We start from the raw sequence: 15,284 nt of genomic DNA on the forward strand, positions 1-15,284 counted from the left end.
GCGATGCTGGTTCTGATTACTTATGACGTCAAAACCGAAGACCATGCGGGAAGAAGGCGCCTGCGACGGGTTGCAAAGGCTTGCCTCGATTTTGGGCAGCGAGTGCAATTTTCAGTGTTCGAATGTGAAGTTGACCCTGCCCAATGGACGGCGCTACGTGCTCGACTGATTGGCGAAATTGACGCCAATTGTGATTCTTTGCGGTTTTATCGACTGGGCGCCGAGGGCCGTAAGCGGATCGAGCATGTTGGCGCAAAGGCGAGTCTTGACCTTCATGGTCCTTTGTTATTTTGATGCGCGAACCATAAGTGGATGCCATTTTTCCGGGACGTTCGCGCGCTTTCCATCCAATTGAATTTGAAGATTTTTTCACTCCATGCAGTTGCTTTGGCAGTGAGCAATCTGAATTATACGGAGGTTCGCGCAAACCACCAACTTTTCGGTTCTTTCTCATTGTGTTACTCAGCACCCTGTCGCCCCCTCACGGGGGCGTGGATTGAAACTTGATGCCGATCGACAACCGCGCCGATCTCGCCGGTCGCCCCCTCACGGGGGCGTGGATTGAAACAAAATCAGGGCGATGACGCCACGCATCAAGCGAGGTCGCCCCCTCACGGGGGCGTGGATTGAAACACCAATCCCATAAGGCGGATCGGTAACAACAGCATGTCGCCCCCTCACGGGGGCGTGGATTGAAACTACAGACGCGATCAGGCGTTCGGTGCTGATCGAGTCGCCCCCTCACGGGGGCGTGGATTGAAACCGAACCGCGACAACATCGCCGCCGCTTTCGGAATGTCGCCCCCTCACGGGGGCGTGGATTGAAACACCACCAAGCACTGAAAACACTTCAGAGCCTGCCGTCGCCCCCTCACGGGGGCGTGGATTGAAACAAGTCAGCAGCGTCAACGAGCGCAAATCTACTTCGTCGCCCCCTCACGGGGGCGTGGATTGAAACGGCCAATTGGGCAAACAAGGCTGATTACGGTTTGGTCGCCCCCTCACGGGGGCGTGGATTGAAACGCTAGACCAGCTTGCCGAACGAGTACCCATGGACGTCGCCCCCTCACGGGGGCGTGGATTGAAACATCGAATACCCGTTCCCACGCAAAGACCTCAACGGTCGCCCCCTCACGGGGGCGTGGATTGAAACGCCAAATGATCCCGTTCGAGCAACGTCGCCACAGTGTCGCCCCCTCACGGGGGCGTGGATTGAAACGCGCTCGATGCCCTCAAGCGTTGCCGCCTCGTTTGTCGCCCCCTCACGGGGGCGTGGATTGAAACATCGAACGTGCAAGGCGTTTCTAGCGGCATGATGGTCGCCCCCTCACGGGGGCGTGGATTGAAACTGGTCATGAACCGCGAAGACTTGCGGCTCGGCCGGTCGCCCCCTCACGGGGGCGTGGATTGAAACAACGATACGACTTTGCGCCAAATCCGCAAAATCACGGGTCGCCCCCTCACGGGGGCGTGGATTGAAACAGCAGTCAATTGAAGGGCTGGCAACCCGTCAAGCTGTCGCCCCCTCACGGGGGCGTGGATTGAAACAGCGATGATTTGCCCGTGCCACGGTCGCCCGTGAGTCGCCCCCTCACGGGGGCGTGGATTGAAACGGCAATCCGTTCACGCCCTTTGCCTGTGCCGAAGCGTCGCCCCCTCACGGGGGCGTGGATTGAAACAATGATCAGCGCATGCGCCGCGAAGTGATCGAATGTCGCCCCCTCACGGGGGCGTGGATTGAAACAGCCATCAATCGACGCGGTTTTTCGGTCGGATGTGTCGCCCCCTCACGGGGGCGTGGATTGAAACATACCAATCTACGCAATACAGATCGCATGTCACAAGTCGCCCCCTCACGGGGGCGTGGATTGAAACTTCAAAGCGCTGTTCAACCACCGGGGCGACGGCAAGTCGCCCCCTCACGGGGGCGTGGATTGAAACGCAAGTCGTGGTGGCGGTTGATCCGCCGCGCCCGTCGCCCCCTCACGGGGGCGTGGATTGAAACACGCCGGTAGCCTTACCGATGATGAAAAGCGCAAGTCGCCCCCTCACGGGGGCGTGGATTGAAACTTGGCTGACCCCGTAGGCTTCTGGCCCGTCCACGTCGCCCCCTCACGGGGGCGTGGATTGAAACGCCCTGCTTGAAGCACACGACAGCCACGCGATAATGTCGCCCCCTCACGGGGGCGTGGATTGAAACCATTACAACGCGCCAAGGATATCTTTGGGCACGAGTCGCCCCCTCACGGGGGCGTGGATTGAAACATTAGCCCGTCGTCTTGCGTTCCGACCAAGCCGAGTCGCCCCCTCACGGGGGCGTGGATTGAAACACCAAGCTTGCGGCCTATGGCGTCAACATTGCCGGTCGCCCCCTCACGGGGGCGTGGATTGAAACCGCCGTGAAGGTTGATAGGTAATCCGATTCGCCTTGTCGCCCCCTCACGGGGGCGTGGATTGAAACAAATGATGGCGGCCAAGGTTATCCTGATCGAGGCGTCGCCCCCTCACGGGGGCGTGGATTGAAACACCGCACATCGAGCGTGTGGCCGCGCGTTGACGATCCCAAACATGGCGTATCGCAGTCGGACGTTTATCAGATGATGGCACACGGCCAGCTCTATCAATGTGATGCGCTGACGCTGCTTTACCCTCACCACAGCGCGTTGACTGAATTGCCGGGGGTATTGGGAAGTTACAAGGTGCCGCCAGTGGGGCAGCAACTTTCTGCCGCCACGATAGACATCTCCGGCTTGGGCAACATCAAGGAAGCTTTGCGCTCCATTGCCTCTGTCTGAAAATGGTCACCGGCAAATCGGTGTGTTGGCTATCAAGAAGGGAGTGCAGCGCGATTATTGATTTCTGGGTGATGCCGGAATCGACAATTTGAAGTTGCGACGCCGTTCCGATAAAACAAGATCACGCCAATGGAGATAAGGCTGTGAGTGCCGATCAAAAACTTGCCCTGACGCGCCGGGCCTTCGCCACGGGCATGACCGGCTCTTTGGCCGCGTTGGGCATCGGCGATGTTGCAGCAGCCCGCAGCACGCAAAACGATGCAGCCGACGCAGACTTGCGCGATGCAACGCTACGCGGCCTTGCCCGGGCAGGTGACCTTGGCGATCCTGTACTTGCCAGCAAGGCAGACGCCGTGCTCGCCCGATTGGAAAGCACTGATCCCGAAGGCGCGATGCTGGCCAGGGTCTATCGTCTGTTCGATGTGGCATCAGCCGCCTATGGCTATGGCAGCGCCGAACGCGATCAGATCACCAGTGCCAACCTTCCGGCATTGCACACGGCCATCCGCGATTGCCGCCCCGTCTCGTTCAGCTACACTGATCGGGAAGGTGAGGTAACATCGCGCACCGTCCAGCCCCTCGCGCTCGTCCACCCGCCTCAAGGGATCAAGCTTCTGGCCTGGTGCGAGAAGCGTGAAGACAACCGCCAGTTCTTCGTTCGCGCGATAAGTGATCTGACACAACAGCCGCGCGATTTCCGAAACCAGCGCTTGGCCCTTTTGCAAAGCTTGGCCAATAGCGCTGCCGCCTGAAACTGGGCCTGCATCGTGAAGGCAAGGCTACGGCGGATGACCCGCATTCGGCCTATGCTCCCGGCCAGTTTTTCCGCCCGGTCAAAATTTCACGTTGCTCGTGATAGGCAGGGCAGCTGTAAAGCTGCCTTTGAAGACTAAGCGTCGGCCCCCGGTCCGACAAGAACCAAGGTCATGAATGACCGCAAACGTTACCGCGTAACGCCCTCTCAACGTGTGTCACGGTGAGCACCACGGCATTGATAAATGCCGGTCCACCCGAGCTGAAAGCGAGTGGCGCATGGTAAAGATGGGCTTCGCCCAACTTTACGGTATTGCGCCTATTTTCTCTTCACACTTTTTTAAGGGTGAAGATGCTTGGGTTTTGGCATCAAAATTACAGTCATTTGAGATTCTGCAAGTTTTGATAGCATCAAAATATCTCAGATTGCCATATACTAACCGTTTTAATATGAATGAAAATCATTCGGATAGTCATAATCTGATAGTTTTGATGAGGCATGCGTGATGGCCAGACCAAAAAATGAAGCGCGGTTTAAAGTGCTAGCGAACGCGGAATGGGAGTGGCGACAAAAGTTCGACAAACTCAATCAGGCAATTCTTGACTGGGATAATGGGGGCCAGCCTTTCAGCGTTGTAAGTGAGGCAATCGCCGAACTGGAACGCGATTTTGAAGAAGTACCTGAATGGGATTCAGGGATGGGAGATGCAAAAGGCGCTGCCTATATGGGCCATCTGGCATCCCGTCTGAAAGGTTTGTCAGCAGCTCAAGCTGCTCTGTTTCGGATAAATGGAGACCTCGCTGCGAGGAAGGAGGCCGTCCGGGATGAGCTGATAATTGCTGCCGCCGGTATAAGGTCTGAACCAAATTCTATTCCCCATTACATGGTACAATTGGTCCTGGCCATGTTGGCGGTGGGCATGAAACAACATGACGTGAGGGTTCCGAGCAGGAATCTTGCATCAAAACTACTGGATATAATCCGGTCCTACCGGAGCAAATCAGAAGGCGAGCCACAAAAAGTTTCGATCGAACAGGCTTTGATCGATCAGGTTGCGCCCACACAATCTCAACTCCCGCAGGAACAACCGTTGCGGCGTCACACTTTGGTTGCCCCGCTTACGAAGGAAGAGCGCATGCAGTTGTGGAGCGACTTGCCCCGCAAATATACTGATCTCGAATGGATCGAAGTGCCAATCACATTTCATCACCAATACCCACTTCCACCGTTTAAAAGTATCGAAGAATTTACGGTGGCTGGGGATTACCCCAGATTAATTGCGGGTCGAAAAGACACCATTAATGCTTTTCAAAAGCATTTATTCGATTTTCGATCTCACTGGGAACCAGAGTTGACAGAGTCTTGTTCAAAGATCTGGGCGGTTTTACTGTCTCGTCACCTTCGCGCAGATTCTTTTGACGTCCAAGATTACATGCTATTTTTCATGGTCCAGTCACCTTGGAATGAAGATCGCGCATTGCATTTAAAGCAACACAGTCTCCCAGAATGATCGCCGCCTTGTGCACTCTGATGTAATTGGGCGCTTACGTTGACAGCAACCTGTCACCACACCCGAGCAAATCCGATACATCGTCAGATGGATTTTTAACGCTGTGCTGTCACCTTTGCGCTGCAAAAATGTGAAGGTTGACGATGATCGCAGCGTGGCATCCCTACATGGAAGTGCAACCGCCCAGTGCGATTGGCATTACACTGGTCAAAGCTTTTGCTCTGTTCATGCAGGACCGTTGGGGCTTTGAACGTCACGAGTTGTACGAAATTTTTGTCAGCGATGACGCGAACACTGACGAAAATCGCTTCGCCCGAGGCGCGATAACATCATGTGCCTCGATGCTTTTGGCTGCATTTATTGATGGGAGCATCGCTACATTTGCACGGCCATTGCCCGCAGGCAGTGTCATAAAGTTGGCGCCGTCGGTCTGGGAAATCGATGATCCGCTGCCAAGATTTGCGACCGGTTGCTTCAGCCTTGAGCATTGGTTCGATCATACTGCACCGCTAACCCATCGCATTTTTGTCGATGAAAAGGACATGAAGGCCTACTTGGAATCGATGATGTCAGAGGATGAAATATGGGAAGCCCTGACATCCGACCCAAAAAAATCAAACGAGGTGGAGGCCATTTTGCCCGCGCCCGTACTTGAACAGCATTCGGAATCTGAACAGCCATCGCAGACTTTCGGCAGCCCTGAGCTGCGCATCATCCGGCGTGCCGAGGTGATAAAGAGGACCGGTCTTTCAAAATCAACGATCGATAACTTGGTTAGCGAGCGCAAATTCCCAGCCAAGTTTGAGCTGGGAACGCGCGCGGTCGGATGGTTGCGACACGAAGTTGATGCTTGGATTGAGGAACGAGCAGGCAAGCGTTTATAGCTTACGCCGCCGTGGACTTTGCAAAATTACGTCAAGTTCGACCGCATCTTCGAGAATCAAATCAGCCCAAATGGTCGCCAACTCACGTCGACGTTCCATATATTCTGCGCGATGATAGCGCAATTCGTTGCCGCTTATTCCCGATGGAGTATGCGCAAGCATGAGATCAAGGATAAGCCGATCCGTTAAATTTCCGGCAGAGCCTGGATGCGCGCGCTCAAGTTTCGCGTTCATGATCGTCGAAAAGCTTGAGCGCCAACCGTGCGGGACATGCACATTGGCAAACCCTTCGCGCTTGTACAGATAGCTGAGGCAGTTTTCGCTCATCGGCTTTTGGCCGGATCTGCTGGAGCAGAACACGTATTTGGCACTGCCGGTAAGCAAACGCACCCGCCGCAGGACCTCTACAGCTTGCGGTGTAAGCGGCACCTTGTGCGAAAATCTGTCATCTTGGCGCTGCTCTATTTCTTGCTTCATCTTGTCAGCGGGCACCGTCCAAAGCGCATTGCTGATATCGCTTTCGTCATCTCGCCAGTCGATCCCGGTGAATTCTGTCCACTCGGCATTATGTACCATGCCCGGACGCTGGGCGACCAAGGCTAGGAATCGCGAGGCCAGTCGTGAAATAGGAGACGCACCGGCATGATCAATTTGCCGAATCATTGAACGAATGGCGGCGGGTTCGACCAGGGCAGGCCAACGCTTTCCCTTGAGAACGGGCTTTAAAGCTTTGCGCACCAAGGCGGCAGGATTGTTGGTGGTAATGGCCTTTGCTGCCGCGTAATTGAAAACGGCTTCAGCCCGTTGGCGCAATCGATGCGCTGTTTCAATTGCCCCGCGATCTTCAACTTTTTGTAGCACCGCTAGCATGAGGGGCTGGTCGACTTGCTCAATCGGGCAGGAACCAATCATGGGAAACACGTCCCGCTCCATGCTGGTAATCACGTCATTTGCATGCACAGGCTTCCAGCGCGAGACCGAGTTTTGAAACCATGCACGCGCCACAGTTTCAAAAGTTTCGCCTTGCCCTGACGTAACGCCAAGCTTCGCTTTCGTCTTTATGACCGAGTGAGACACGCCTGCGCGCACTTGAGCGCGGACTTCATCGAGCAACTCGCGTGCTTTTGCGAGGCTGGTTTCCGGATAAACGCCGAACTGCATTCGCGTTTCCTTGCCGTCGACCCGGTGTTTCCAACGCCAGCTTTTGTGCCCTGTCACGCTCACATACAAGTGCAGGCCGTTACGGTCGCTAAGCTTGTAAGGTTTGTCCTTTGGTTTGGCGTTTTTGACTGCCATCTCGGTCAACATACTCCGTGCCCCCTATCTGCCAATTTGGTGCCCCCAGAATGCCCCCAAATGAGTCTGGCTTTCTTTGGGTGCTATAGGCAGACAGAATCGACAAAAGCCCGTAAAGTCAAGGCTACGGGCCTGCCCTAAGGCGTCGCTGGATGTCCTGAAATGATGTGGTGGCGGAGCGGGAGGCCGCTCAGTTGATACCTAAGGGGCTGACATGAAACGATATGATACGCTTAATCTGAGGGCTTCCCCCTCTTTTTCCCCCTTTTTGGAATTGGCTTGTCAGGACAGCATACCGCACCTGCTGAAGTGCTTCAACCGTACAACCGCCCCCTACCCCATCACAACCTTGGCAAGATCAGCCCATTTTGTGGTGTAGCTAGGCGACAGATTTTCACGTCTCATCCGCCATTCCTGATCTTTCCCCGCCAGTCCAAGTCGAATGCTACCACGACCATATCTCTGGTTAAGGGCATCCATGGCATTCATCAGCCCATCGTTTTTTGGTGCCACTGCATCAAACAGCGAAGGTGGTGCCGCTCCCGTTGCGGTTAAGTCCAACATCATCACCCCTGCTTTCTTCCATGCGAACCCATCACGCCAAATTCGGTCTAGGATGCTTGTTACAGCGCCTGTGATAGCTCTGGTGTCAGACGTTGGGTGATCAAACGTAACAGAGCCTGAGAGGGACTTCTGAGCGGCGCTAAGGTTAAATGGATCAGTCCTTATAAACACCTGAACCACACCAGCCACCTGATCCGCAGCACGAACCTTCTCAGCCGCCCTTTCAGCAAAGCTCATCAAGGCATCGTGAACCTGTGCTTTTTCCGTGACGGTTTCACCAAAGCTTCTGGTGCAGCAGGTGGTTTGTTTGGGCTGCGGTTGGTCTTCCAAAGCATGACAGACGTACCCACGCAGTTCATGCACGGTTCTAAGTCCAACAACGCCCATCTTTTTTCTGATCCAACCATCTTCGCCATGAGCGAAATCGTGGGCGGTCATGATGCCACGCTCTTCCAGCATCTGGCTCCACCGCCTACCAACGCCCCACACATCGCCAATGGGTGTTTTGCGTAGTGCTGGTTCAATCCATGCTGGATGATTGGAAAGATCGATCACACCAGCCGCTTTGATGGATTTCTTCGCTAACCTGTTTGCCAGTTTCGCAAGCGTCTTTGTGGGACCAACACCTATGGAAACGGGAATTCCGGTCCATTGGTAAGTGCTGTGACGCAGGTTTTTGCACCACTCTGTCAAGTTTGGCACCGCCAGATTATCAACATCAAGGAAACATTCGTCGATGCTGTAAACTTCATGGTTGGGCGCATTGGAGCCAAGCGTTGTCATCACACGTTCGGAGATATCGCCGTACAAGGCATAGTTGGACGAACAGACTTCCACCCCATGCTCTTCCACCAGATTGCGAATTTTGAAGAGTGGTGCGCCCATTGCGATGCCAATCGATTTTGCTTCCTGCGATCTTGCAATCACACACCCGTCGTTGTTGCTGAGCACAACCACAGGTCGAGTTTTCAGATGGGGACGGAACAGCCGCTCACAGGACGCATAAAAATTGTTGCAGTCCACCAATGCGAAGGTCACCATTACCGTCCACAATGCCGCCGAATGCTATGTGTCACGACACCCCAGACTTCACCTTCAGAACCTTCAAGGCTGATCACAGGGAAGTCTGGATTGGCTGGGACAAGCACCCACTCTTTGCCAGATTGCTGAATGCGTTTGACTGTCAATTCACCGTGGATGGACGCAATGACGATATCATCTGATTTTGGGCTTATGCTTCTGTCGATAACAAGCAGATCGCCATCAAAGATTCCGGCATCACGCATGGATTCACCAGCCGCACGGACAAAGAATGTTGCTGATGGCCTACGAACCAGATGTTCATTCAGATCAAGCTTGCCCTCTATATGATCGTCAGCAGGTGACGGAAATCCCGCTGGAACACTGGACGAAAACAGGTTCAGGCTCAGGTTTGATGGGTTATCGGTGAATGTCAGGGTGGAGGTTTTGGGTGAATGCATGATGGAACATACAAGGAACATGTTCGTATGATTCGTCAATGGGGGGTGGTTGTGGGCAAGCCTATGGATTTACGGATAGGCAGAAAAAGAGAACAGAGGGAGGTCGGAAAAAATGAGTCGGGACTCGCAATGCTCTCCTCAGCTAATCTGCTAAGCCGACTTGGACTTTTGAGGTTTGGTGTAATGCGTGTGACGTCAGATGACCGGAAAATGATCAACGCTGCAAATCGGCTTCACAAGGCTCTGGATCGTGCATTTTCCCATGATAACTGTCCGTTCAGTATGGAATTGGCCCGAGAGCTTGAAGTTTTCCGTGATGCAGCAGCGCATTTGCGATGGAGCTATCCCATCTTGTGCGAACTTCAAACGGTCACGCCAAAAGAGAGGTTGGCGACAATGTTCTCCGGCCCTCTGTACACAAGCGAACTTCATCCTTGGCCTGTCGATAAAAGGGGCAAACCACTCGAACCTATCTGCCAGATCGATCTGACAATACCATCGCAGGTATCGGGCTTGATGCTGGGCGACGGTCTGCTTCAGTTGTGGATGGATGGCGTCTTTGGCCGTCTTCGGCTGCTGCCCAAGTATGAAGTGCAACTCAGTGCCCTGACGCCAGTGGCCGATAATGTAATAAATCATGTCTGGAATCACCCCAAGGCAATGCGGCTGCATGGTACGAATGATCCTTGGTTACAGGGACATTGCGTGTCGGCAGTGCTTGATCCAGTGCTGACAATTCCTCAAACGCTGGTGAGCAGGTTCGACGAACGACCAGAGTTGTCGGGAAAGATGTTAAATGCGGCGTTTGACGCCATGGAAAGTGCTCTACAAGCCGATTCCGGCATTAGCAGAGGAGCGGGTCAATTCGGATTTTTTGGAAATTTTTCCAACATCCAATACGATGAAATTGACTGCCCTGAAGCCTTACTGCTCATGGAAACGGGTGATGTGTTTTCATGGGGTGATTGCGGGAATGCACAGATTTTTTATGAGTTTAACAAGGAGGGTAAGGTCAAATTCTCTTTTGATTGGAGTTGCTAATAGCTCCGGCTTTTCGGTGGGTTCGTCCAATCATGTCGGGCTGCTTGGCCAGCCACATTCGCATCAATAGTGCCCCGTTCTGACATGTTCAGATTCGCTTTGATTCCGTTGGTTTGATATCGTTGGCACTAGCCGCATCAAGGGGAATGACTTTTGGCCTACAAAGCCGACATAGCTGGTGGATCGCTGAAGGTTTATGAGTCCCGCATTGTAGCTGATTTGCTGCTGAAACGGCTTCCACCTGCCGAATGGCGTCAAGCCATTGAAGTGGACAATGTCCTTCAAAAAACCTCTATTGGGACGGCCAAACGTCAAGCAAGCCTGATCAAGACCCGCCTCAAGCAAATGACCCCGCCATTATGGGAGTTGGTGCGTGATGGCAGCAAGCCAGTGGCCACACAGGCAGTTTTTGCATCTGCTATTGCCCATAGCTCTCTCTTGCGGGACTTCCTGATCCTCCATGTGCGTGATCGTTTTCTGTCAGGTGATCTTGGTTTGACCCGCAGCCACTGGCGGTCATTCGTCGCTGCTTGCCATGAGCGGGACCCAGAAATGTCCGTGTGGTCGGCATCCACAACCGACAAACTTGGCGACAGCGTTCTTAGAATTTTGACCGAGGTGGGAATGCTCTCAGATGGGGGAAAACCAACCCTGCAACCTGTGCATTATGAGCCGGAAGTCATGAACTATCTGAAGGACGAAAATTTCGATGAGGTCCTTCGTGCCATGCAGGTGTTCCTATGAGTGATCTTCAATCCCGATTGGATCGAATTCGCCAGACCATCACATCGGATAAATTCCTAAAGAACCGTGGTCTGGGCAAAGACGTACCCTTCTACGCCTTCGATTACCCCGTTCAGTCAGAGCGGCAAGTCTCCGACCATCTTGGTTGGTTGTTGGATGACATTGCCAAAAAGAACGAGCTTCATATCGGCAATGTCAACGTGTTCGAACTGGCCATTGAGCAACTGAGAAACCGTGGCCTCTATGACAAATCCCTTTCGATGGAAGCGACCAAGGGCGTTCCTGCGCTGTTGAATGCCCTCAAAGGGCCGCTGGAGCCCGGCAAGTTGTCGGCTGCTCTCATGGCACGGTTTGCTGGACAGAAGCTCGACATGGTGTTTCTGACAGGGGTTGGTGCAGCATATCCGCTGGTTCGAACCCACAGTTTGCTCAACAATCTGCAACCCCTGTTGGGCAGTGTGCCTCTGGTCCTTTTTTACCCGGGTCGATTTAACGGACAAAGCTTGCAACTGTTCGGCGACCTGCAAGAAACTCCTTATTATCGTGCTTTTAGGTTGGTGGATTGATCATGAAAATTGAGAGCATTTTCGCAAAGAACATCAATCGTCCGATCAACGGTGTGATCAAGGCTGACCAGAACGATACGGCATACAACGAACTCGATGAGTACGTGATCACCAAAGAGGTTGATCTGCATTTGCGTTCATTCGTGGATGCTTATCTGCTGGGCCTTGATCCCAAAAAAAATGCTGATGTGTCTGCAAAAATGGGAGTCTGGGTCTCGGGATTTTTTGGGTCTGGTAAGTCGCACTTCATCAAAATCCTGTCCTACCTGCTGAAGAACCAACCTGTCAGTGAAGAGGGGAAAGAGGCCAAAACGCCGCTTAGTTTCTTCATTGAGAAGGTCTCTGATGATGCTGTTTTACAGGGTGATCTAAAGCGGATGGCTAATGCCTCTTCCGAAGTCATCCTTTTCAACATCGACAGCAAGGCACAACAAAACCATAATCGTGATGCCATCCTTCAGGTCTTCCTCAAGGTGTTCAACGAGCATGTGGGATATTGTGGTGACCATCCTGAAGTCGCTCACATGGAACGCTTCCTTGATGACAAAGGTAAATACCAAGCCTTCATCGACACGCTTGCATCTGACCACAACCTCGACTGGAATGCTGAGCGGGATTCATATCAATTTTACGGCTTAGAGGTTGGTGACGCCCTCAGTAAGGTCCTGAATCAGCAAATCTCTGACCCACAAGCGTTCATCGACAACCTAGACAAGGGTCTGTCGCTCAGCATCGAAAACTTCGCCAAGTGGGTGCAGCAATATCTAGACAAGCAGGGCGGCGGCAAACGCCTTGTGTTTCTTGTCGATGAAGTCGGCCAATATATTGGTGGCCACACTCAGCTTATGCTGAACCTTCAAACGATCACCGAGGAACTTGGCACCAAATGCCATGGCCGTGCATGGGTTGTTGTGACGTCGCAGGAAGACATTGAAGCGGTTGTCGGGTCCGGTGGCTTTGGTAAGGACAACAGCAAGGATTTCTCGAAGATTCAGGGGCGCTTCACCACCCGTTTGTCCCTGTCAGGATCGAATGCGGATGAGGTGATCCAGCGTCGTTTGCTGTCAAAAAGCGATGATGCCACTGTTGCACTGAAGACCCTGTTTCATGACAAGGGTGACATTCTGCGCAACCAGATTACCTTCCGTGATGCTGCGATAACATTGAAGCCCTTTGCCGACACCGACAGCTTCGTAGATTGCTATCCATTTCCTCCATATCAGTTCCTGCTGGTTCAAAAGATCTTTGAAGCCAGCCGTCAGTTTGGAGCAACAGGTGGTCACCTTTCGAAGGGTGAGCGATCCATGTTGGATGCCTTCCAGACAGCAGCACTGGCGGTCAAGGACAAGCCGCTGGGCGCACTGGTGCCGTTGGATTCCTTCTATCCATCTATTGAGAGCTTCCTTGAAGGCGTTGTTCGCACAGCAATCAGCCGTGTCGATAACATCGTTGATCGTTCGCCGTTTGATTCCCGTGTGTTGAAGACCCTGTTCCTGATCCGCTACGTGGAAGAGGTTCCAGCCAATATCGACAATCTCATCACTTTCTTCGTCGATGAGGTTGATGCCGACAAACGTGCTTTGCGCAGCAACATTGAAGAGAGCTTGATCCGGCTTGAGCGGGATACCCTGATAAGCCGGAATGGTGACCTGTACTTCTTCCTGACCAACGAAGAACGGGACATAAACAAGGAAATCAAGGATCAGGATTACAGCCAGACTGACCTTCACAAACTGATGGGCGAAATCGTTTTTGAAGATGTTTTGAAGGACCTTCGTCGGTATCGTTTTGCAGGAAACGGCAAGGATTTTGACCTTACCCGCCTCATTGATTTGGCACCTGTTGGAAATAGGAGTGACGGAGGGCTGACACTATCGGTCTTGACGCCGCTCACCCCTGATTTTGCATCGTTCACAGACCCACGCTGTATCGAGATGAGTATCGAAGGCGAAGTCGGGCAGCTTGTCATTCGGCTGCGTGACGACCAGAAACTTACAGACGAAATCACAGTCTACATCCAGACAAATAATTATCTGAGGTTGAAGACTGACGGATCGTTGCCGCTAACGACCAAGCGTATCCATGACGACAAGCGGCAGGAAAATACCCAACGCCGTAACCGTATCAATGCAACGCTCACCCAGATGCTTGAAGAAGCTAAGTTTTTCGTGCTTGGCAACGAGAAGAGCTACACAGGCGGTCCCAAGGGTGCGGTTGAAGCGGCACTAAGGTTTCTGGTTGAAAACAGCTACAACAAGCTGTCCTACATTCAGCATTCCCCGTCTGACCATCTGTCAGAAATCCGCCGCTTGCTGGCTGATCCAACAGGTGAAGAACTTGATTTGCTTGGGGGTAGCCAGAACGGCCAAGCTTTGAAGGACGTGCTCGATTATATCGATCTTCTGTCTGGTCGCAGCCAGTCGGTAAATTTGGGGACACTGATAACCGAACGCTTTGCAAAGCATCCCTATGGCTGGAAGGAGAACGACACCCTTCTGCTGGTATGTCGCCTGTACAAAGCTGGACAGATTGAACTCAGTGCTGGCGGCGTAAAGCTTCAGGCCAATGAGATTTACGCTCAGGTTGATGGTACAACCAAATGGAACAGGGTCAGCCTGTCTCGGCGCAAGACCGTCGATAGAGCCGATATCCAAGCGGTTAGAGCGCTGGCACGTGACCTGTTTGGTATTGCGGCACCAGAAGGTGAAGATGACCTTCATGCATGGCTGCGCACACGCTTTGACAATCAGTCACGCAATCTTGGGAATTGGTCTGCGCTTGCGACGACAGGAAACTACCCCGGCACCGACGACATTGCCGACATTCAAGGTGTTCTGAACAAGGTCTTGGCCAATCAGGACAGCTTTGCCTTCCTCGAACATGTGAAGGCTAATGCTGATGATCTGGTTGATGCTGGTGATCGCTATCAGCGGTTGGAAACCTTCTACACGCAGCAGCGGCCCCAGTGGGATGCGCTAAGTTTGGCTTACCGCAATGAGTTCGAACCGAACGCATTCTTCCTTACACGTGATCCAGACGCAGCCACTGCATTGGCCACGGTTCGCTCCATATTGAGTGATCCCAAGCCCTATGGTCGGATCAAGGATAGTGCGCCGCTTATTGCCACACTGCGCACGGCCAATGATACTGTGATTGCTGAACGCCGTGCAGAAGCATTGGCCAAGGTCGATCCGCAGATCGAGACGATCAAGCAGGATTTGGCGCAGATTGGCGTCGATGCCGATTTTTCAAACCAGTGCCTGAAACCGATCCAAGACATTCGCAAAAAGATCGAGGTCGAAACCCGATCTGGGCAACTGACGAATCTTGTCACCGAGGCTGCTGACGCTGCTGAGATGGCGCATGGGGCTATCGAGAAAGCGGTTGCGGCTGCACAAAAGGCTGCGGCAGCAACATCGGTTGAACCAGAGCCATCGAAGGTTAGGGAGCCAGTTGCGGCTCCATTGGTGACCCCTACCAAGGTGGCAAAACCCGAGAACTTCAAACCTCGTCGCCAGATCACGGCGAAGTCAGTGACCGCAAAGCAGTATCTGGAAACATCGCAGGACGTGGAGGACTATCTGGCTGCGCTTCGTATGCAGCTTGAAGAAGCCATCGCCAGCAACGCACGTATCGAAATTCTCTGAAG

At 53.1% G+C, this 15,284-nt stretch carries 12 protein-coding genes and 1 CRISPR repeat array; of the genes, 9 read left to right on the forward strand and 3 right to left on the reverse strand.

Annotated features, from left to right (window positions below; genetic code table 11):
• The first annotated feature begins 3 nt into the window (after nt 1–3).
• The 5 genes from cas2 to IP81_RS21245 all read left to right on the forward strand — a co-directional run bounded on the left by cas2 (nt 4) and on the right by IP81_RS21245 (nt 5,943).
• Nucleotides 4–294: a CRISPR-associated endonuclease Cas2 gene (gene cas2, locus IP81_RS07455; RefSeq protein ID WP_054107360.1), complete on the forward strand. Its 291-nt coding sequence runs from the start codon at nt 4–6 to the stop codon at nt 292–294.
• Nucleotides 295–472: 178 nt separating this feature from the next.
• Nucleotides 473–2,526: a CRISPR direct-repeat array (repeat unit 31 nt; unit sequence GTCGCCCCCTCACGGGGGCGTGGATTGAAAC).
• Between the two features lie 14 nt (nt 2,527–2,540).
• Nucleotides 2,541–2,795, forward strand: a complete 255-nt coding sequence (locus tag IP81_RS20120) for an McrC family protein (protein WP_231626265.1) — start codon at nt 2,541–2,543, stop codon at nt 2,793–2,795.
• A 143-nt stretch (nt 2,796–2,938) separates the two neighbouring features.
• The gene (locus IP81_RS07460) at nt 2,939–3,547 is read left to right on the forward strand and encodes a YafY family protein (RefSeq protein ID WP_054107361.1); all 609 of its coding nucleotides are present in this window, start codon (nt 2,939–2,941) and stop codon (nt 3,545–3,547) included.
• A gap of 507 nt (nt 3,548–4,054) precedes the next feature.
• Entirely contained in the window at nt 4,055–5,059 is a 1,005-nt protein-coding gene (locus IP81_RS07465; RefSeq protein WP_054107362.1) for a hypothetical protein, read from the forward strand.
• A 143-nt stretch (nt 5,060–5,202) separates the two neighbouring features.
• Nucleotides 5,203–5,943 (forward strand): AlpA family transcriptional regulator, encoded by a 741-nt coding sequence (locus IP81_RS21245; protein ID WP_231626266.1) that lies wholly within the window; start codon nt 5,203–5,205, stop codon nt 5,941–5,943.
• Here IP81_RS21245 and IP81_RS07475 read toward each other — a convergent pair.
• From IP81_RS07475 to IP81_RS07485, 3 genes are all read right to left on the reverse strand, one after another.
• Nucleotides 5,938–7,251, reverse strand: a complete 1,314-nt coding sequence (locus IP81_RS07475) for an integrase arm-type DNA-binding domain-containing protein (RefSeq protein ID WP_054107363.1) — start codon at nt 7,249–7,251, stop codon at nt 5,938–5,940. The two genes, IP81_RS21245 and IP81_RS07475, sit on opposite strands and share 6 nt — an antisense overlap.
• A 321-nt stretch (nt 7,252–7,572) precedes the next feature.
• The gene (locus tag IP81_RS07480) at nt 7,573–8,844 is read right to left on the reverse strand and encodes a Y-family DNA polymerase (protein WP_054107364.1); all 1,272 of its coding nucleotides are present in this window, start codon (nt 8,842–8,844) and stop codon (nt 7,573–7,575) included.
• A complete protein-coding gene (locus tag IP81_RS07485) occupies nt 8,844–9,284 on the reverse strand; it encodes a LexA family transcriptional regulator (protein WP_054107739.1) in 441 nt (146 codons plus the stop codon). The genes IP81_RS07480 and IP81_RS07485 overlap by 1 nt, the downstream gene beginning before the upstream one ends.
• 27 nt (nt 9,285–9,311) lie before the next feature.
• On the opposite strand from IP81_RS07485, the gene IP81_RS20125 reads away from it, so the two are divergent.
• The 4 genes from IP81_RS20125 (at nt 9,312) to brxC (ending at nt 15,282) form a co-directional block, all read left to right on the forward strand.
• On the forward strand, nt 9,312–10,325 hold the full coding sequence (locus IP81_RS20125) for a hypothetical protein (protein WP_157573118.1): 1,014 nt from the start codon (nt 9,312–9,314) through the stop codon (nt 10,323–10,325).
• Between the two features lie 153 nt (nt 10,326–10,478).
• Nucleotides 10,479–11,069, forward strand: coding sequence for a DUF1819 family protein (locus IP81_RS07500; protein WP_054107367.1), 591 nt, complete (start codon nt 10,479–10,481; stop codon nt 11,067–11,069).
• Entirely contained in the window at nt 11,066–11,635 is a 570-nt protein-coding gene (locus IP81_RS07505; RefSeq protein ID WP_054107368.1) for a DUF1788 domain-containing protein, read from the forward strand. The genes IP81_RS07500 and IP81_RS07505 overlap by 4 nt, the downstream gene beginning before the upstream one ends.
• 2 nt (nt 11,636–11,637) lie before the next feature.
• Nucleotides 11,638–15,282 carry a BREX system P-loop protein BrxC gene (gene brxC / locus IP81_RS07510; protein WP_054107369.1) on the forward strand — a complete coding sequence of 1,215 codons (3,645 nt, stop codon included), beginning with the start codon at nt 11,638–11,640 and terminating at the stop codon, nt 15,280–15,282.
• Nucleotides 15,283–15,284 lie beyond the last annotated feature (2 nt).

The organism is Novosphingobium sp. AAP83 (genome assembly GCF_001295795.1).
Taxonomy (GTDB): Bacteria; Pseudomonadota; Alphaproteobacteria; order Sphingomonadales; family Sphingomonadaceae; genus Novosphingobium.

Coding starts and splice junctions, on each gene's coding strand:
- IP81_RS07475 (WP_054107363.1), bottom strand. CDS start 7,251: ATGTTGACCGAGATGGCAGTCAAAAACGCCAAACCAAAGGACAAACCT.
- IP81_RS21245 (WP_231626266.1), top strand. CDS start 5,203: ATGATCGCAGCGTGGCATCCCTACATGGAAGTGCAACCGCCCAGTGCG.
- IP81_RS07465 (WP_054107362.1), top strand. CDS start 4,055: ATGGCCAGACCAAAAAATGAAGCGCGGTTTAAAGTGCTAGCGAACGCG.
- cas2 (WP_054107360.1), top strand. CDS start 4: ATGCTGGTTCTGATTACTTATGACGTCAAAACCGAAGACCATGCGGGA.
- IP81_RS07485 (WP_054107739.1), bottom strand. CDS start 9,284: ATGCATTCACCCAAAACCTCCACCCTGACATTCACCGATAACCCATCA.
- IP81_RS07480 (WP_054107364.1), bottom strand. CDS start 8,844: ATGGTGACCTTCGCATTGGTGGACTGCAACAATTTTTATGCGTCCTGT.
- brxC (WP_054107369.1), top strand. CDS start 11,638: ATGAAAATTGAGAGCATTTTCGCAAAGAACATCAATCGTCCGATCAAC.
- IP81_RS07505 (WP_054107368.1), top strand. CDS start 11,066: ATGAGTGATCTTCAATCCCGATTGGATCGAATTCGCCAGACCATCACA.
- IP81_RS20125 (WP_157573118.1), top strand. CDS start 9,312: ATGATTCGTCAATGGGGGGTGGTTGTGGGCAAGCCTATGGATTTACGG.